A 20,002-nucleotide genomic window follows, 5' to 3' on the forward strand; every position below is an offset into this window, starting at 1 on the left:
ACATGATGGATCCTTTTCCGCGCGAAACGACGCTCGAAGCCGGCGGCGCCGTCAAGGGCGTCGCGGTCGCGATCGTACGGCAAAACCAGGACGACAGCGGGCAAGGGCGGGTGAGGGTCACCTATCCCTGGCACGCCCAGCCGCGCAACAGCTATTGGGCGCGTGTAGCCAGCCCGATGGCTGGCAAAAACCGCGGAACCTTCTTCATTCCTGAAGTGGACGACGAGGTGCTGGTCGCGTTCGAGCGCGGCGACGTGCGCTTTCCCTACGTCCTCGGCTCGCTGTGGAACGGGGTCGACAAGTCACCGGCCAGCAATTCGGACGGCAAGAACGACATTCGCATGATCAAGACCCGGAAGGGTCACAAGCTGACCTTCGACGATGGCAGCAAAGGGCTGATACGGCTTGAACTGAACGACGGCAAGAAGCTCGAGCTCGATGATGACGGCATCAAGCTCGACGACGGCAAAGGCAACAAACTCGTCATCGAGACGAAAGGCGGTTCGATCAGCATCGAGTCGAAAGTGAGCCTCTCGCTGAAGGCGCCGAAGATCGAGATCGCGGCCACTGGCGACATGAAGCTCACGGCCGGTGCGTTGCTCACCGTCCAAGGCTCAATCGTGAAGATCAACTGATGGGACAGCCAGCCGCACGTTTCGGCGATCTCACCTCCCACGGCACCGGGCTGCTGCCGGGGCCGGGCTGCCCGACCGTCTTGATCGGAGGCATGCCAGGCTGGCGGGCGGGATCGGACATGCATCTATGTCCGTTGTTCAATGGGCTGCAGCCACATCTCGGTGGGGTCGTCTCCATGGGCAGCACAACCGTTCTGATCGGCGGTTTGCCGGCGGCGCGGGTCGGCGATGTCATCACCGAGGCGGGCGGTCCCAATCCCATCGCCAAAGGTCTGCCAACGGTGCTGATCGGATGAGGAACACGATGGACGATCAGAAAGAATGGCTGGGGCGCGGCTGGAACACTCCGATCGCGATCGATCCCAGGACCGGTGCGTTGGCATTCGCCAACTACGAGAAAGACATCCGGCAGGCCATCCAGATCATTCTCCGGACACAGCGCGGCGAACGGGTGATGCGGCCGGATTTCGGCTGCGGCATCCACGACCTTGTCTATGACGTGATGGATGTCGCGATGCTGACCCGGGTCGAAACCTCGGTGCGCGACGCGCTCATCAAATACGAGGCGAGGATCGAGCTGATCAGCGTCTGGGCGGATCCTCTGCGGGCCGCCGATGGCATGCTGCTGGTCGAGATCGAATACCGGGTGCGGCGCACCAACCAGACCGGAAACTACGTCTTTCCCTTTTACTTCCGCGAAGGTGGCGCGAGCCAAGCGGAGGTCCGTCGCCAATGACACTGCCTCCGCCACCTCAATACGACAAGCGCCGACGCGCGGAGCTCGAAAAGGAACTGCTCGATCGCGCGCGCATGTGGCTACCGGAATGGCACGCACTGACCCAGGCAGGCGACGCTGGTGCTGCAGTGCTCAAGATCGCCGCTCAGCTCGAATCTCAGGTCACGCAGAGGCTCGACCGCGTGCCGGAGAAGAGCTTCCGCGGGTTCCTCGACTGGGTTGGCGTGCGCGGCAAGGCTGGCCGGGCGGCACGGATACCATTGGCTTTCCACATGGCGGCGCACTCGGAGCCGGTGCTGGCCCAACCGCCGATCCAGATGCAAGCCGATGCCGGCGGGCAGCCGGTCATCTTCGAGACCAGTGTGCCGGTGCAGGTTGTCCCGGCGGCACTTGCGGCCGTGTTCGGCGCCGAACCGAAGGACGATCGTTTCTATGGACCGTTCGTGGGGCTTTCGCCATGGGAAGCGCCAAAACCGGCGCCCAGCGAATGGCGCCTCCTGGCATCGGCCCGCGCCAAGACGACGAAGCTGCAACTCGATCCACCAACCGGGCTGGCAGAGGGGATGATCATCGAGGATCCGGCCAAGAACCGCTTCCGCATCAAGGAAGCCAAGGACGGATTGGTAACAATCGAACCCGGCGTTGGAGAGGTCGAAATTCGGCCGAGCGATGAGCTGATCGCTGCGACGAACCTTGATGCAGGCAGTGTTCTGAGGCGGGTGACGGCTTTCGATCCATTCAGTGCGGCGGAACGCAACCAGCAGCGGCACGCGCTGTATCTCGGTTCCGAAGGTGGGCTGGACATCAAGACAGCCGCGCTTATCGAGGTGACCGGCGACTCGTTACCGGAAGGCTGGGCTTGGTGTTATTGGGGAAAGGACGACAAGGACGCTACCGACAAGGACGCCGACTGGATAGAGCTCAAAAGAGCTGAGGACCTTGCCCCCGGCCTGTACCTTAAGAAGGAATCAGGCCCGATCGAGTCCCTCGAAATCGATGGGAGGCCATCGCGATGGATCCGCGCCACATCGCCTGGTGGGTCATCCGAGAAGGCCAGCTTGATCCATGGCCTCGGCCTAAGGGTCAACTGTCTGCCCGAAATTCCGAAATCCGACGACAAAGAGGCAGAGCAGCAGCGGAAGAACTACAAAGATTATCTGAAGCCACCGGCTGAGAAATTCAAGATCGAGGGGATCGCCAATACCGCACCGTTGGTGATGGATCAGGCGTTTTATCCGCTCGGACGGGAGCCGCGGCTGTTCGATTCATTCTACCTCGGCTGCGAGCAGGCCTTCTCCAAACCGGGCGCCGAAGTCACCATCCGTGTCGAGACCGGGGAGGATTTTTCCGGCCCGATCGTGTCGGCCGAGCTCCAGGACAAGGTCACTATTGTTGCTGGCGTCACCAGCGACAAGAGACTTCGCGTCATCAAAATCGAAAACACGGATCCGGCCACTCCACCCAATTTCTATCCACCATTGATACCCAATGACAGTACCGGTCGGCCGTTAAATCTGACGGCGGGACGACGACCAGGCGCCGCCAAAGTCAACAATACCGTCTACATCAGCGCTGCTGTCGGCAAAGAGGTCTGGTTGTGGGCCCATGGGCCGGATGGCGGGGTCGACAAAGGACTGTCGCTGGGAATACCCGGTGATGCCAGCGATGTCACCGACACCGTTCTGATACCATCCGATGGCTCGCTTCTTGTGTACGCCGTATCGGCAGGCCGTGTCTATTCACGCGACGCGCTTGGCAGCAGCGATTGGACGCAAATGGAGGCCGCCGTCCCCGAGGGTGCAGGGCCTTTGACGCGGCTTGCCGCCGGGATCGATCATACTAGTGCGCAGCGCGCCCCATCTGCGACCGGCGACCTGGTGGCCGTGACCAGCCTCGGCCGGCCTCTGATCCTTGTTGGCGGCAAATGGATCGATATCGGAAGAAAAGACGCGAAGACACAGTACCCCACCAGCGCCTATCCGCTGTTGGTCAGCGGAAAAGACCGCCGAACCGTCTTCGCCGCTGTCGAGAGCGAAATCGAAATCGACCGAAAGAAGACCATCGAAAGAAAGGTCGTCGCGATCAATGCGTTCGATCCCGCCGCCCCGACCGAACAACAGGCGGACTTGGGGCTGATCGGGGGCAGCTTCGGACTCGCCGGTAGCGGCGAGGCGCCGATCGCCCTCTTTTTTGGAACCGACGATACGAAGACGACGCAACTCTGCATCTGGACTCCATCCGTGGAGAATGACCCAGTCCAGACCGGACCTGCAATCTTGGGAGGCGCCAGTCTCAAGGGAGCTCCAGTTCCGTGTTTCGGTCGCTACGTTATTCCCCAGGACGGTGGGGCGATCACGATCGCTGAAGTCTTGACCATCAAGACTCTAACCGATGCCGAGCTCAGGTCTGTCGTGGTCTCTACCGATCGTGTCGATGTCGGCGAATACGTGATCGCCTTTGCCAAGTCGGGCGATAACTACAGCACGATTGCGGAACCGGAGCGAGTACTGGACGCGAAGAGCGGGGGTACGATCTTCCTGTTGAAGGACGCGGTTCAAGGTTCCGCCGAACGAAAGGCATATGTTTTCCGCAGCTATGGTCCGGACAATCCGATCCAAATCGAAGCTGACAAGGATGTCTACAAGCTGGTGCTTGGGGACGACTCTGCCATAAAAAAAGATGACAGCCTCTATCTGAATCTCACAAAAGGCGGCCCATCGCGCATCGCCGTGGTCACCGACATCGACAAAGGGTTGGCAACGCTCTCCGTAGCGATTTCCAAGGGCTGGACTGGGGTCTACCGGAAAGTCGTAGGCCCCGAGGAGCATCGTACATCTCTGCGATCGGCACTCAGGCTCAAGGGAATCCCGGGCATTATCTGGCCGTCGGATCAGCAAATCGAGATAGAAGCGAAGGTCTTCCGGATCAATGATGTGGCCGACGACGGTGAGATGAAGCTGCTCGTACTATCCGGCAGGGTCTATCCGGAACCTGTACGCCTGATCGCGGAACTGCATACCGCCTTTGGCGGCGAGACCAGCTATGCCCCCTCGCAGCCGTCCAATCCCGAATTGTCATGGGAATTTTGGGACGGGCAGAGTTGGTGGAAGATTCCCGAGGTCAAAGATGGGACGCGCAATCTCGTTTCGACCGGCGACATCGTATTGACGGTTCCTGACGGTCTGAAAAAGGGCGATGTTGTCGGGCGCACCAATCACTGGATCCGTGCGCGGCTCATCGGCGGTGACTACGGGCAGGAAAAAGTAACGCTGACAACCACCGACCCGCTGGATGGATCGCACACGCAAACCGTCACCCGTGATCCCAGCAGCGTTCGCGCCCCGTATGTCGTCAACATTTCCATCAGCTACAAGCTCTGCACGCCTCTGTCGCCCGACCTGGTGCTGACGCAGGACAATGGCGGCTATCGTGACCAGACCGATGCCAACACCGCGCCGAATGCGCAAGTGCAGGTTTTCACACCGCTGAAGAACGCGCTGCCGAAAACGGGAGTGCGTCTCGTCAAAGGTGGTGTAGCAGCATCCGGCTGCGACTGCGGCGGGGCGGCAGCCGACGACGCAATCTCTGCATCCGACGATCACGAGGCCGAGCTTGATCGCGCCATCTATCTGGGCTTCGACGCGTCGCTAAAAGGCGGTTCCATCACCCTTCTGGTCCTTGTCGAGGAGGGCGCTTTCGATGGTGCTTTCCCGCTGGTGGTCGAAGCTTTCGCCGACGGGATTTTCGCGCGTGTCCCGGTGAAGGACGGGACGAGAGGGCTTAGCGAGACCGGCATACTGACGCTGTCTTTGCCCGAAGAGCTGCGGGAGGCCCGATATTTCGGCCAAACCATGTACTGGCTGCGGCTGAAACCGAAGTTCGGGTTCGAGGGCACCTGGCAACCCAGGATTCGCGCCGTCTACCTCAATGCCGCCTTCGCCGACGCGGTCGAGACGCAGAAGCAGGAGGTTCTTGGCTCATCCGACGGTTCACCGGACCAGAAAGTGTCCGTTGCCCGCCCGCCGGTGGTCGAGGGTTCGCTGGAGCTGAGGGTACGCGAGCCACTTGGCGATGAGGAAATCGACGAATTGCTCAAAGCAGATCCAGAAAGCGTTCTGACGGAAGTGGGTCCGTGGCAAGGTGCTTGGGTTCGCTGGACACAGGACACGCTCGCCGCAGCGGATGCAAAGGCCAGGGTCTTCGAGCTTGCAGCGGCGGATGGCCAGGTCACGTTCGGCAACGGCAAGCATGGCCGGATTCCTCCAATTGGCCGCGACAACATCGTCGCCGTTTCCTATCAGCGTGGCGGCGGCGATGCGGCGAACCAGGTGCCCGCCTGGGGGCAGATCAATCTGATCACACCGATCGGCGGCGTCGACACCACGATCGCGCCCGAAGGCGCCGCCGGTGGCTCGAGCCCGCAAGGTCCGGAGATCGCGTTGCGGTTCGCACCAACCAACCTCAGGATGCGTGACCGCGCCCTGACCATTGGTGACATCGAGCAGCTTGCCCTGCAGTCTTCCCCCGATATCGCGCAGGTGAAAGCACTTCGAACGGATGCCGGTGTCCGGGTGGTGCAGGTCATGCGCGGCCGCTTGCCGTTGCCCACGAACGCCGCCCGGCGCGAACTGAGGCGCTATCTTATCGAACGAATGCCGCCGTTCCTTTCGATCGTAGGCGCATTGGTCGTCGAGACACCTGCAATTGTCGCGGGCAGCATTGCCCTGAAGATTACCGTCGCGGATCTCGCCGAGGGCGGATCGGTGGCCGACGAAGCCATCAAACGCGTTGTCGCCCTGCTGGATCCCGCGACAGGAGGGATCGACGGTCTCGGCTGGCGGCTGGGCGCATCGCCGGATGAGAGCGACATCACAGCCCAACTCATGGCCAACAAACGTCTGCCCGGGATCAAGGGGCTTGTCGATGTTCAGTCCGCCATCGTCACCCATGCCGCCAAAGGCGCGCGCCCGCTGAAGCCCTCCGAACTGTTTGTCGTTCGCGACGACGACGTTTCGGTGACGACGGTCGTGGATGAGGAGGTCGGCGCCTGATGGACCTTCGGCTCAACCTCGACGACATCGATTTCGAACGGCTCCTGGAAAAAGGACGTTCGTCGATTCCGGGTCTCGCGCCCGACTGGACCGACCACAATATCCACGATCCGGGCATCATGCTGATTGAGCTTCTCGCTTTCGAGGCGGAAGCCCAGATCTATGCCCTATCCCGGTTGCGGCGGGACGAGCAGCTTGCTTACGCCAAGATGCTCGGCGTTGCCCCACAGCGGCCTGTCCCGGCGACTGCCCTGATCTGGCCCGTCGAGCAGAATCCGGCGTGGTCGCCGGGGAAGGGACCCTTTGACAGGGTGCTGGCCGAGGGAACCTTGGCAACCCCCAATTATCCGGAGGCGCCTTCATTCGCTACCGACACAACCCAGTTTCTTAGCAACGCAAAGCTCGCCAAGGTTGCGACCCACTTCGCGGATGGCAAGGTCGCCGACCAGACGCAAATCAACAGCAAGAGCGGTGCGACCTTCCTGCCATTCGGGCCAACCCCATGCGAGGACGATAGCCTGGTGCTCAGCTTCACGGGCAAGCTGGACATGGCGGACAAAAAGGCGGTGCTCATCCTCGGTGTCGAGACACCAACGCCGAGAACGTCGAGGATCGCGGCCCGACCGGGCCGGTCCTGGTTGAGGGCCAGCTTGCAGGACGACAATGGCTCGCAAGCGCTCGACATCGTCCAGGATACGACCGAAGGGATGCTGCAAAGCGGCGTCATCATATTGGCCAGACCACACCGGCGGCAAACGGGCGCCGGCTTCGACATCGTCTTACAGAGCGCCCGTGGTGGCCTTTTGCGGCCGCCCCGGTTGCGTCGGATTGCTCCGAACGTCGTGCAGGTGCTGCAGCGTACCAAGCAGCACGAGGAAGCCCCGGCGATCGGCACCGGGCTTCCCGATCAAACCTACCTGCTGCGCGAACAAGGCTGGGTTGGCAAACCCGCATTCACCGTCACCGAGCTCGAATTTGGCGGCAACTCCGTATGGAGACAGGTGGAGGACTTCGAGAGCAGCACTCCCGATGACCCGGATTTTACCTTCGATCCCGTCGAGGGATTGATCTGTTTCGGCAACGGCATCAACGGCAGGGCGCTGCCGGCGAACGCCACCCTCACGGTCGACTACTTCACCTGCCGTGGGACCGAAGGCAACCTGCCCGCCGGACTGGGCTGGAACGTTGCAGGTCTTGCCGGCATCTACGGCGTCAATGGAGAGCCCTGCGGCGGCGGCGGCAACACCGACGCGCTCGACGATCTGAAGGTCCAGGCGATCGAGCAGTGTTTCAGGAAAGAACCCTATGTCACGTCCGCGGACTTGGCAGCGGCAGCCAACGGGCTCGCCGATCTTGGTGTCGCACGGGCGGTGGAGCTTGCGCCTGACAGCGGCAAGCTGCGCGGAACGCGGGTGCTGCTTGCGGTGGCGAGCCGCGACGCGGAGGGCGTTTCAACACCCGAATCCGAGACGTGGCTTGAGACCATCCGTGTGCGGCTCGCGCCGCGCGTCCCGCTTGGCCAACGGCTTGCCGTCGTCGCCCCTCACTATGTCGAAATCCGTATCACAGCCCGGCTGACTGTCGCCCGCACCGCCAACGTGGCGATGGTCGGCGCCGCGGCGGCGAAGTGTCTGGCCGACAATCTCGCCGCGGTCGATCCGAAATTTCCCAACAAGAGTTGGCCGTTTGGCCGCGATGTCGCGGCGCTCACGGTCAAGGCCTGGCTGCGCGGCGTCGACGGTGTGACCAAGGCCAGCGACGTTGTCCTCTACCAGTCCGGAACGCCGGTCGAAACGAAGATCGCCATAGGTCCGGCGGAGCTTCCCAAGCTTGTCTTCGCCGCAGGTGACCTGACCTTCCAGCAGGCCGGGGAGACGCGGGGATGAGCGCGCAAAAAGTCTATCGCTTCGCCGCGAGCAAACAATGGGACTTGTGCTTGACGCGCGGGCTGCGGGCCGATGGCGAAGGGCTGATCCCGGTGCAGCCGCTCGGGCCGCATGCCGCTGAAATCGGAAGTTTGGGCGCTCTGTCGACGGTCGCGTCCGACCCGTACGACAATCCAGTTTGGCGGTTCGTGGCATCCGATGCCTCGGGGCAGGGCGGCGATATCGGCTGGATGGATGAGTTCGACCAGATTTGCGGCCCGGACTGGATCGACGAGATCGTCGAGGCAAGTCCCCGCCTTGTCATGGACCGCCACTGGGTATGGGCGTTCGGTGCAAAGACGCTGCGGCGCTATGATCGCGAGACGTTCCAGTGCGCCAGGACGATCGCCCTCGATGAACTGCATCGTCTCGATGAGCCGGCCGTCATCGCCATCGTCGATTTTGCACCCGACGGCAAAGACGGCATCTGGCTGCTCGTCGCGACCACAGATCGGCCCGAGCTTTTGCATTTTGATTGCCGTGATTGCCTCGTCGGCCGCCAGACCATGGCCAAAGCTGCTGGTGTGCCGAGGGAGATCGGAATTCTCGGTCGCGGAACCACGATTGTCCTTCTCTCAGCGCAAGGGGAGAGGCTGTCGTTCGTCTGCGCCAAGTCCGGTTCGGTCATGCGCGATCTGTCGATGGAACAGCTTGCTCCTGGATGGACCGCGACCCGGCTCGCGACCGATGGGCGCGGCCGCATCGGGCTTGGCTGCGAGCAAGGGGATGGGAGCAAATGGCAATTCCTGCTTCTCGATGCTGCCGGCGAATTGCTGCAACCTGCCTTTGGGGACTTGTTTCTCGACGCGGCGGGATGTCGCGTCGATCTCGTTCCTTCGGACTTCGCCCTCGGGCCGGCGACGGTGTGGTTCGCCACGAAACGGGGCCTTTGGCGGTTGGCCCGCGCCGAGGAAACCGCGGCAACGACTGTGTGGCTGATGACGCCACGGCTGATGTCGCCGGTTGGCGAACGCAGGGGCTGGTCGCGTGCCGAGTTGATGATGGAGCTGCCCGAAGGCGTGTCGCTCGAGGTAAGCTATGCCAGCACCGACGACGCCGACCTCGCGGGTCAGGTGCTGGCGGTGTCCAACGATACGGGTCTTACGGTCGCCCAGCGGCATGAGCTGATCTGGCGGCTGCTGGACGACGGCGACACAATCAACCGGACCTTTGCCGTGGCGGGACCGGCCGGGAAGGGTGGCCCGATCGCTGTTCCGCTGTTTGGGACCCAGGACCAATGGCTCTGGCTGCGGCTCAGGCTCGACGTGCCGGCGTCGGCACGTTCGCCCCGATTGGCCGAGCTGCGGGTTCTTTACCCCGAGATCTCGCTCATGGAACGCCTGCCGGCGATGTTCAACGGGCCCGACAACGATCCGGGCGGCGTGCTGCGCCGGCTGGTCGGGGTGATCGAGACGACGACCCAGGGTATTGATGCGGCGGTCCGGAACATCGGACGGCAGCTTGACTCCATCCACGCACCCGATACCTGGCTCGATTATCTCGGGCGCTGGTTCGACCTGCCGTGGCACGATGCTTTGCCGTCGGCAACAAAACGCGCCCTGCTGGGCGTGGCGGGAGCACTGGTGAACCAGCGCGGCACCCGAGATGGTTTGGCAACGCTACTTGAACACCTGCTGGGCAAGAACGCGATCATCGAAATTGCCGACATGACCGTCGACTACACGCCCATGCGGCTTGGTGGTCCACGCACGAAAGGCGCTGCGATCCCGGCGCTGCTCGCCGGGCGGCGCGGGGCGGATGTGAAGCTCGGCCGCAAAGCTACAGTCGGCTTGCAGAGGCTTCCCTGCGCCCCGCCAGACGACAATTCGCTCGCAACGATCGTACCGACACTTCGGATATCGCTCAGCGCGCCAATGGACACGAAGCGGAAGCTGGCGCCCCTGCTGCCTGCCATCCTTGAACAATTCGTACCGTTCGGCCTCCGGATCGCCGTCCGGTGGACAGCCCTGCCGAACACGATGTTCGACGAGGACGGCAATCTCGTTCTCGCCGCCGAGGGGCCAGGTGGACTTGGCGAGAACAGTGTCATCGGGCGGACAGTCCTCGCGGGTTGGGCTGACGGGCGCATCACGGATTCGGGTTTCGAAATGGGTTTGCGGCAGCGCCAGGCGCGGCCAGGAAAGGGAGAAGGTCGTCATGCATGATTTAGCCGACGCCACGCGCAATCGGTTCTTCAGCGGCAAACGAATGCAGGCAGAAGAATACGACATCGAGCAGTCATACGAGATCAACCGCCGGCGGCTGATCAACCGCGCGGTTCTGGGCTGGGGTGTCGTGGAGGGCTTCGCGCTGTCGCAGCCCGACCGGCCCAAAATCGAGGTGGTGATACCCGACGAGATCGCAACCATGCAGCCGGACGTTCAGGATACCAGCGGACCGGACGCCGGCGAGCTCGCCGTCGCTGACGCGCCGCGGCAGGAACCACGGAGCCCGGCGCAAGATGCCGCTGCGGCTTCCGTCGAGGACAACACCCCATATCCGCTATGGGTCGGCGATGGCATCGCCTTTGATCGCCACGGCCGGGAGGTTGTGCATGCCAGGAATTGCTCCCTGGATGCGAGCAACACCTTCTACCTTTTCCTCGACACCGGTCACTGGTGTGCCCGTGACCTTAGCAAGCTGCCCAAGGGCCGTTACATCCTCTCCGTTCACTACGCCGAGGAAAAGACAGGCGGCATCATACAGCCGCGCTTCTGCGGCTGCGGTCATCCGGAGCGGGCGTATGTCCGCGAGACGGCGGTCTTTTCGCTGCGCGAACTGGAGGAGAAGAAAGCCTGCCCGTGCGGCGAGCCCCGTTGCCCGGGTGACCACGGCAAGGATTGCGTTGCCGATGCCTGCAAAGGCGATGTCCGCGGCCCGCACGCACGGCTGAGCCAGTGGGTCACGGATCGGGACGTCGCCGACCACGATTCCCATCTCCCCTGCTGGGGCAAGTATGAGATTGCCCTGCATCAATGGATCGAACTGGCTTGCCTCACCGTGCAACCTGGCGACAAGGAATGCGATCCCGTCAAAGTCATCATCGACGATGCAAGTGGACCGCGGCGTCTCGTCAAGAACAACGACCTGCTGTTCGATCTCGTGCGCGGCTGCGACCTTACCCGTATCTCCGGGATCAGTTGGGAGAAGTGGCATCGTAGCGCGGAAGAGCCGCCCGTGCCCTGGAAGGCATTCGAAGCGATGTTCGAGGGCCGTGCATCAACCAACGACGACAGCTATGAGCCGCCGATACCGACCCATTTCGAGGTGACCTTTTCGGCGCCCGTCAAGTCGGCTTCAATACGTCCCGACATCATCTTGATGAGGGCGCTTACCACCGACGGGGGAACCGGCTGGAGGGAAGAATTGCGCGTCCCGATCCTCAACCTCGATACCAGCCCAACACGCAATGATCTGTCGCCCGGCCTTACGGACCGGTTCCGCGTAGAAGTCGAGTTCGATTGGTGGAGGGACGAGGTTCTGCAGGGTTCGTCAAAGTTCAAAGACGACGAATTCGTCATCGAAATCGAGATCCATGGCGATCTTATCGAAGACTGCAGCGGCTTGTGTGTCGATGCCAGTTCCCGTGGACTGCAAGCCGTCCCATCGGGAAATGGCACGCCAGGAGGCACATTCACGTCCTCCTTTTCCGTCGAGGGGATGCCGGCAAGAAAACCGCCGACGCCCAAGAAACCCCGTTGAGTGAGGATTGATCATGAACAGCGTCAAAGAACTGCTTCTGGCAGGACCCTCGACAGGGCTTTCGGGCCTTGCCCGCCCGACCTACAGCCCGGGGCAATTGCTTGAGGATGAAGACCTCACTGCTGCCGTCGACTACACCCGTAACCTCACACGGCTGCTGTTCCGCTCGCTGTTCGGATGCGGGGTGATCTGCGGATTGAAGGTTGAGGGCAAGCCAATCTGCAAAGGCCAGAAGCTCAGCGTCCAGATCAAGCGCGGGCTGGGCCTCGATTGCGGCGGCAATCCCATCGAAGTGCCGAGGGATTTGACGCTGGAGTTCGATCCCGGTTGTGATCCGTTCCCCAAGAGTATCTGGGTTGTCGCCTGCCACACCTGTCAACCTTGCCGCTCACGCGAGACCGCATGTTCGCACGATGACGATGCGACATGCGTCAAGACGCGCCTGCAGGATGGCTACAAGATTAAGCTCTATCCAGGTTCGGCGGTACCACCGCCCGGCGTCTGTTACTGCGGCGGGGGCGAGGTCGATGATTGCGGCTGCGGCTGCGGTGGCGATTGCGGGGAATGCATCCTCATCGCCAGGCTTGACCTCATCCTTGTCGATGGGGCCTCGCAGCTTAAAGATGCTCCTACGGATGTATCGATGGTGAGGCAGATCCGGCCTGCGATGGCTCAACCCTGTCCCCCGCAAAAGAAACAGGACGCCGCCGCGGTCGACGCAGCCCAGGCCGTGGCCCCCGAAAGGACGACGGCCGCCTGAACCACCCCGCCGGCGCATCAGTTCTGCACGCAACGAGGCCATTTCCCGCATGACGGAACGCGCTTTGCAGAGACAGGCTTCGAAGCCGGACCGGCGGCCGCCGGTCGCGGTTCAGCGCGCGGCGATCGTCCATACAGTCTCTCCGGTGCAGGCGCTGCAGAGACGGGTGGGCGATCAAGCCATGCTGGCGCTGATCGCACGCAGCGCCACCACCCAGGCGCCGGCGGCTTCCTCCGGTTCTCCTTCAACCGGTCTGCGCATCTCTTCGCCCCAGGACGCGGCCGAACGGGAAGCAACCGCGACGGCAGCGGCTGTCATTCGTACGGCAACGCCGGTCTCGGTCTCATCGCGCGAGGGACCGCAACTGCTGCGCGCCCCGACGAAATCTGCCGCGGCGCCGATCGCCGGGTCGTTGGCGCCGCCAGGCGTCACGGCTCAAATCTCAGCCAGCATGAGCAGCGGCGCGGCGCTTTCACCTGCCGTGCGCAATTTCATGGAGCCGCGCTTCGGCTCAAACTTCTCGCAGGTTCGTGTCCACACGGGAGAGCAGGCGGCTGGGCTCAGTGACCGCATGAATGCAAAGGCCTTCACCGTCGGCGGGCACATCTTCTTCGGACGCAACCAGTACCAGCCCGAGCGGCGCGAAGGCCGCGAACTGATCGCACACGAACTGACACACACCGTCCAGCAAGGCGCCGCCACACCGCACAGCATCCAGCGGGACGGCGGGCCCTCGCTCTCCGATCGCATTTCAGACGCTGCCGCCGACCTCGCGGCGACTGCGCTGCCAAATCCCGGCGATCTCGTGCTGCAGGCGTTGGGAATCGTTGCTCCTGGGCTTGTGCCGATCATCAATGGCGGTCCGAATGGTTTCGCCGAGTGGCTCAAGGGCAACGCGATGTCGGCGGTCGAGGGCGTCTTTACGACGCTGATGGCGCCGGTGAACGCCGTGGCCGGTGCCGGGCAGGGGCTCACGGCGCAGTTCGCGCCCGTGATCGCCAGCCTCCAGGCCGCTGCTGCGCAGATCGCCAAGAACGACTGTGGCCCGATCCGCGATGCCGCCGACAAGATCGAGAAGGCGGCCGAGAAGCTGATCACGCCGATGGTCGAGACGCTGCAGCCGGTGGTCGCGGCGATCAAGGATTTCCTGAGCGGGGTCTGGGACAAGATCGGCGCCCCGATCTGGAACTGGATCAAGCAGTACGCCTCCTCGCAATGGGAGCAGATCAAGGCCATTGCCAAGATGGTGTCCGACGCGGCCAAGTGGCTGTGGGACAACACCAGCGCTATCCGCGAAGTCTATTCCCAGGCCTGGACGTGGCTCAAGAACAAGCTGGGAATAGGCGACGGCCCAGAGGGCGAGGCCGGCATCCTGCAATGGGTGCAGGGCAAGCTGAGCGCCGTCTGGGAAAATATCAAACTTCAACTGGCGCCCTTTACCAAGCAGCTCACGATCATTGGCGCTGCCGTCGCCGGCGTTGCGCTGGCGCTGTCGCCGGCCGGCCCGATCCTTGCGGTCGGTGGCGCGATCGCCGGCGCGATAAACGGCATCCGCTGGATCGCCGCCAACTGGGGCAAGGGCAACATCATCGCCACGGCACGGGTCTATCTTGAGCAGACGCTGATACCGCCGTTGCTCGATGCCGTGGGCCGGCTGGGCGCAACGTTCACGAACGTTGCACAGTCGATCAGCGGCGCGCTCAACAATCTCGCCGCAGGCATGGCGGGAGCAGTTGGCGTGCTAGGAGGCTCGATCCTGTCGTTTGCGGTCTCCGCCGTTCAGTGGATCGCCTCGCAGGTTAACGCGCTTGCTGCCTGGGCCAATGGCCAACTGGCGCAGCTCGGCGCCTGGTTGAAGGGGGCGCTCGGCAAATTGCAAACCCTGCTCGAAGGCGTGCTGCAGTTCTTCGCCCGCGTCGCCGACGTCATCATCGACATCTGGGGTCTGCCGGTGCTGCTGGGCGAGGCGATCTGGGACCGCGTTCCCACCTGCGTGCGCGACCCGATCGTCGATTTCCTCGGCCCGATCATTCTCAGGCAGATCGAGATCTTCCAGGAGTTGGCCAAGGACAATGAAGCCTGGCAGAAGACCAAGGAGGATGTCGGCAAGATCATCAAGCTTGTGTTCCACGACCACGACCTGATGGGGGCGGTGAAGGCGACGTTCTTCCTGATCCTGCGGGTCTTCAATCTGCCGCCGGATCTGCTGTTGACGGTCGCCAACAAGGCGGTTGCCGCCTGGGATATCGTTGTCAAGAAGCCGCTCGACTTCATCAAGAACGTCATTCGCTCGGTCGGCCACGGTTTCAGGATGCTCTGGGACAACAAGATCGAGAACCTGAAGATTGGCCTGCAAGGCTGGCTGCTCGGCGAGATCAAGGAAAAGAACATCGTCATTCCGACCAACTGGAGCGAACCGCGCCAGCTTTTCGACTTTGCTCTCAGCGTGCTCGACATCTCCTCCGATCACATCTTCGAGCTGATGAAGAAGCGTTTCCCTGACCAGACCATCGACAAGATACGTGCCGCCGTGGGCAAGATCGCGGGCGTCGTTGCCTGGGTCGACAAGGCAATCGACACCACCAAGTCGCCCGTCGAGAACGCGCGCGGCATGATCAACCAGGCTAAGGAATTCGGCGTCACCATCCTGACCGGACTTGCCGAATGGGTCGCTGCGAAGGTCGCCGAGGAGATCGCTATCATGCTCGCCGCGGCGGCGGCTTCAGCTGGGCTTTCCGAGATCGTCGACATCGCGCGCCGCATCTATCGTGCCATTCTCACGGCGGTGCGCTGGGCACGTCGTATCCTGGACATGGCAAACCAGGCGCTCGACAATGTGCTTGATATCGCCAACGGCGCGGTCGAGAAGGTTGGTGCGACTTTCTACAAGATCATGCAAGGCGGCCTGCCGGTGGTCGTCGGGTTCCTGGCCGATCAGGTCGGTCTCGGTGGCGTCGGCGCTGCCATCCGCGGCATCATCGATAAATTGCGCGAGAAGGTCGACAACGCCATCCTGTGGGTGATCGACAAGATCAAGCTTGCGCTGGAAAAGCTGGTCGGCGCTGTCAAGGCCGGCGTGGCGGCGGTCACGGAATGGTGGAGAGAGAGTGTCTCTTTCCGGGATCAGAAAGGCCAACCGCATCGCCTTTTCTATTCCGGAACCCAGGACAATGCTCGTCTCAAGATCGCCAGCACGGAAGTTTACACCGACGAATTCATCGTGAGGGTCGAAGCGGCAATACGGGCAAACCCGCAGATCCGGGACTTCGCTCAGTCGAAACTGTCCTCGTGCCGGACGTCGATGACGAATTTGGCACGCTTGAAACAGCAGCTCGCATTTGCAAATCGAACGAAGGATCCGTCCCTGCAGCGGCTTGAACGCGACCACAAAGAAGAGATGATGCGACTGTCGACATTTGTCGGCTTCCTCATGGATGTTCTTCCCGAGAACGCCGTCGCGTTGGCTGTGAAGGCGGGCGACAGGGTCACCATACCGTACAAGGGAACCGAGCGGATGGGCCAAATCATCGTCATCAGCACGGACCGGGTGCATTATTCCGTCGACGCCATTGCCGGTCAGCTTCAGATGCTGACCAAGGAATTCCAAGAGAAATGGGCCGCCGGCATCATTCGCGAATATGTTGAAGAGGGCCTGCGCGAAAAATATCTTGGCAGTACGCCCAGCAAGGCCGACAAGACGGGCCGCGATCTCATCGAGTTCAAATACAAAGGGAAAATTGAAATGCGCGGCGGCGTTGCCTTTGTCGAATGGAAAAAGGGTAGCTGGCATCCACTCGCCGACTGCGACATGAGCCACGAGCCGTTGGATGCCGTCGATTACTGGAACAACACCGGTCGGGATACCGGTCCTCCGGCACCAAAATCGGGCGCCGTAAGAGCCTGGATGCTAGACTATAGAAACTACATTCTCGAGCCATCCGCAGTGAACAGGAGCAGGGGATCGCGGGCCAACAGCAAATACTTGCCCCCAAGGAGATAAATGGATGAGCGTTTGCCTGAACTGGGCGAAGGGGGGATACCAGCGTAACCGATTGATCAAGGAAATCGACATGGGGAGACTTTACCTTCCCACGGGCAGGCTGGTGTGCTGCGATCCGTTTTCCGTAGGGGAAGCCGGACCATTGGACCTGGAATTGACGCCGGGACACTACGTAGTTCGACTGGTGCAGGCGCCCATGGACATATGGGGCGAGCGTGTTGCTCTTGCGGCAGTTATCTTCAACGAGGACGAACCGGATAGCGCCACACCGGCGCAGCGGCAAAACATGCCTGACAAGGCCGGAATACACGTGGAGTCGGGTTTGGCTTGCTTCACCGACGAAGATACCAGACGGTTGTTCGCCAACAGGCTGACGGCTTTTCAGCATGAGCGTGAGGACACCAGCTATTATGAAGCGGTGCTGGAAAAAGAATTTGCAGCCAGCGCCAGTCCCGACGGCCTACAGACCGGAAACCGGAATATGCATTTCCCTGTCAGGGGTGATCAACGCAATATCGCGATGTTTGCGAGTGGACTCGGCGATGGAATTTATCAAGCCGAATGGCTGATGGCAGGGACTTCGCCATGCCGGCTGGTAGTCGATTTCGGGGTGTTGAAATAAACGATAGGATCACGGTTCCTACGACGCTATCCATGGGCGCTCGCGCACCCTGCGCATCGCGTGAGCGCGACGAGGCAGTTTGAGTTTCTCAAGCACGTTGTGGACGTGGTGCTTCACCGTTGCGACACTGAGATTGAGTTCGCGCGCAATCTCCTTGTTGGTGAGACCGCGGCCGATGAGCTGCAGGACGTTGCCCTCGCGATTGGTCAGCGGGGCGTCCTCGTCGGGGTCGACGGAACGAACCTCGGCTCGAAACAACGCCCGCAGCAGCCCGCTCGATATTTCTGCCGGGCATGCCAGGCGCCCCGATACGGCGTCTCGCATTGCCTTGGCAACGGCTTCTACGCTCGCGTCCCGCGCGACGTATGCCGAGAAACCGGCCCTGCCGCAACGGATTACATCTTGGCGCTGCTCTTTCAATCCGAGCGCGATCAACACCACTTCCGGCGCTGAGACCGCGAGGGCGCGGACATCATCGAGATCCATGTTTTGCGTCATATCGATCAATATTATGTCGACAGCTTGAGAAGCTAATATTTCATTCAATTGAGATATTTCGCCTGTGACCGAGACGACAGAAATATCCACGGTATCCATCAGGCACCGAGCCAAACTATCCCCAAGCAATTTTATTGCGGTGAGAATAACCGCCTGCATGAGCGCTGCCCCCTCAAGGCGCTGCCAAGCTTATATTTAAGCACGTTCTTTGATGCTAACACAGTGTTTTTTTGACCCAGAAGAACCGATGGGGTCAGACATGCTATCGATACGCGCAAGCATTCCTTGAGGTGTCGTCAACCAGAAGCCTGACAAAAGAACAAGCCTTGCCAAGTGCATATGGCCATTTCTTGGTGAAGCAAAGCACGTGTTATTTATCGCTCTCGTCCTGATCGGCCCCTAACGCGAAACATCCGTTCCACGGCGGCAGCCGTAGCCGATGCATCCTCCCGGCCGGGCGAGCAATGCCATTGCGATTGTAGACGCCGCTTTCTACATGGCTGCTCAAGATCAGATAGCTATTGGCCCAATTTCGCGGGCCGCGTAGTTTGATTAAGTGAATGGTGGCGGTTATTTCGAACAAGCCGAGATCGATGGGATGACTAGGACTCCCTGAACGGATCACGAATGTCCCGTCGGGGGGCTCAACTTGTCGATGTTCGAGATTTTGCTGGCTATGTCTCAAAGACTGAAAATCCTCGTCTTTCTGTCGAGGCGCCGCTGCAATTTGCGAAACAGACCGAATGAGTCTTCGATGAACGCAATTGTCACGCCCAATCAACGACGTCAAACCCAAGCAGGTCGACATCGATAGCGTCATCCACGCCGTACACGAGCCGTCCGACCAAGGAGGAGAAGTAATGAAGCCGGCTCTGTACTATCCCTACATCCATATCAGAGATGTTGACTGGCTAAAGGGCGCTCTCCTGATCTTTCCAAAGGTCTATCGCTTCGTGCCGCCAGGTTTCCGACGTTGGGATGATCCCGCGTCTTCCGAGTTCGCTTACAAAGGAGGGGAAGAGGGGCCTCTGCTCGATCGAGCATTCACTTCTGAACCATCCGTGGAGATGGCCGCTCAAGCGCTTCTCGCAAGGCTGAAGGAGGACTCCGGCGATACTAAGTTCCTGAAGAGCTTACGCAAGTCCAGTGCCTTGAAGCAGCGTGAAAAGCGTCGCCAGCGGCTTGAGGCTATCCGGCCCGGCCTTGGCGACTCTGACGACACTGTGGTCTATGGCGCCCAGCTCCATCGCGAAAAGTTTTGTGAGGACCTAATGCGGTTTCTCGAGAGTAACGAGCTTTGCTGGAAACCGACTAAGGCTGAGCCAGACGATCCTGACATGTATATTGAGGTCCACGAGCATCTCGCCGAAGTCATCATGTCGACGGTATCAATTGCTTTCGCGCATGATCGCGGAGCTGACATCGTCTCTGACGACAAGAACGAACGGCTACATCGCTTTCTGGTCGAGAAGCGTTACCAAGAACTCTACAATGCGTGGCTGCATCCCGGATGGCCTGTCGAACCGACACCACAAACGGGCCGCCAAGCGTTCGAATTCATGCTCGAATGGCAAGGCGACGTGACTGGGCTGACGGCGGACAAGATCATCGAGCTGGCCGAGGAACGAGCTGCGATTTCGGACCTGATTGCCGATCTCGACACGCGCGCCGCCAAAATCCAAGCCGAGGATCAGCGGACCATCGACGACCAGATGAAGCAGGTGATCAGCGAAGTCCTCGGCAAATGGGATGCAGGCAAACCGCTAGGATCGCGATGGTGGAAGGAATTCGCTGGAGCAGAGGCGGTCCCTTTGGGAGCCGATTTTCTCAAAAACATCGGCGAAAAGGCGGCTACGCCTGCCGCCGCGGGCCTTGCCGCCGGTGCATATGCCGGAAGTCTTAGCGCCGGCGGTTTGATCGTCGCGGGAATTGGACTTGCGATAGGTGTCGTGGCTCACGGGGTCACGTCACTAGAGCGTTTCATATTTTGACGGAAGCGTAGCCTGCGTTTTCGAAGTAGTTCTTGCATTCGGCTGCCTCGATGGTTTCGACGAGGTGGCCGATGTGGCGCCA

At 61.2% G+C, this 20,002-nt stretch carries 12 protein-coding genes; 11 read left to right on the plus strand and 1 reads right to left on the minus strand.

The features are described 5' to 3' along the window. The first annotated feature begins 2 nt into the window (after positions 1-2). Genes NKK51_RS24585 through NKK51_RS24630 form a run of 10 tightly spaced genes read left to right on the plus strand, consistent with a single transcriptional unit; the run spans position 3 to position 17,431 of the window. Positions 3-635, plus strand: a complete 633-nt coding sequence (locus NKK51_RS24585; RefSeq protein WP_352554886.1) for a phage baseplate assembly protein V — start codon at positions 3-5, stop codon at positions 633-635. Continuing rightward, positions 635-931, plus strand: coding sequence for a PAAR domain-containing protein (locus NKK51_RS24590; protein WP_352554875.1), 297 nt, complete (start codon positions 635-637; stop codon positions 929-931). The genes NKK51_RS24585 and NKK51_RS24590 overlap by 1 nt, the downstream gene beginning before the upstream one ends. Positions 932-939: 8 nt before the next feature. Further along, positions 940-1,371, plus strand: coding sequence for a GPW/gp25 family protein (locus NKK51_RS24595; protein WP_352554876.1), 432 nt, complete (start codon positions 940-942; stop codon positions 1,369-1,371). Beyond that, a complete protein-coding gene (locus NKK51_RS24600) occupies positions 1,368-6,422 on the plus strand; it encodes a baseplate J/gp47 family protein (protein ID WP_352554877.1) in 5,055 nt (1,684 codons plus the stop codon). Before NKK51_RS24595 ends, NKK51_RS24600 begins: the two co-directional genes overlap by 4 nt. Beyond that, on the plus strand, positions 6,422-8,308 hold the full coding sequence (locus tag NKK51_RS24605; protein WP_352554878.1) for a baseplate J/gp47 family protein: 1,887 nt from the start codon (positions 6,422-6,424) through the stop codon (positions 8,306-8,308). Before NKK51_RS24600 ends, NKK51_RS24605 begins: the two co-directional genes overlap by 1 nt. After that, positions 8,305-10,512, plus strand: coding sequence for a phage tail protein (locus tag NKK51_RS24610; protein WP_352554879.1), 2,208 nt, complete (start codon positions 8,305-8,307; stop codon positions 10,510-10,512). The genes NKK51_RS24605 and NKK51_RS24610 overlap by 4 nt, the downstream gene beginning before the upstream one ends. Then, complete coding sequence (locus NKK51_RS24615) at positions 10,505-12,049, plus strand: hypothetical protein (RefSeq protein WP_352554880.1); 1,545 nt, start codon at positions 10,505-10,507, stop codon at positions 12,047-12,049. Before NKK51_RS24610 ends, NKK51_RS24615 begins: the two co-directional genes overlap by 8 nt. A gap of 13 nt (positions 12,050-12,062) precedes the next feature. Continuing rightward, positions 12,063-12,809: a hypothetical protein gene (locus NKK51_RS24620; protein ID WP_352554881.1), complete on the plus strand. Its 747-nt coding sequence runs from the start codon at positions 12,063-12,065 to the stop codon at positions 12,807-12,809. Between the two features lie 49 nt (positions 12,810-12,858). Beyond that, positions 12,859-16,809 carry an eCIS core domain-containing protein gene (locus NKK51_RS24625; protein WP_352554882.1) on the plus strand — a complete coding sequence of 1,317 codons (3,951 nt, stop codon included), beginning with the start codon at positions 12,859-12,861 and terminating at the stop codon, positions 16,807-16,809. Between the two features lie 4 nt (positions 16,810-16,813). Next, the gene (locus NKK51_RS24630; RefSeq protein WP_352554883.1) at positions 16,814-17,431 is read left to right on the plus strand and encodes a DUF4241 domain-containing protein; all 618 of its coding nucleotides are present in this window, start codon (positions 16,814-16,816) and stop codon (positions 17,429-17,431) included. A gap of 18 nt (positions 17,432-17,449) precedes the next feature. On the opposite strand, the gene NKK51_RS24635 is transcribed toward NKK51_RS24630, so the two are convergent. Then, entirely contained in the window at positions 17,450-18,088 is a 639-nt protein-coding gene (locus NKK51_RS24635) for a LuxR C-terminal-related transcriptional regulator (RefSeq protein ID WP_352554884.1), read from the minus strand. A 701-nt stretch (positions 18,089-18,789) separates the two neighbouring features. Here NKK51_RS24635 and NKK51_RS24640 point away from each other — a divergent pair. Next, positions 18,790-19,920: a hypothetical protein gene (locus NKK51_RS24640; RefSeq protein ID WP_352554885.1), complete on the plus strand. Its 1,131-nt coding sequence runs from the start codon at positions 18,790-18,792 to the stop codon at positions 19,918-19,920. Positions 19,921-20,002: the final 82 nt, after the last annotated feature.

The organism is Mesorhizobium sp. M0011, from assembly GCF_040324155.1.
GTDB lineage: Bacteria > Pseudomonadota > Alphaproteobacteria > Rhizobiales > Rhizobiaceae > Mesorhizobium.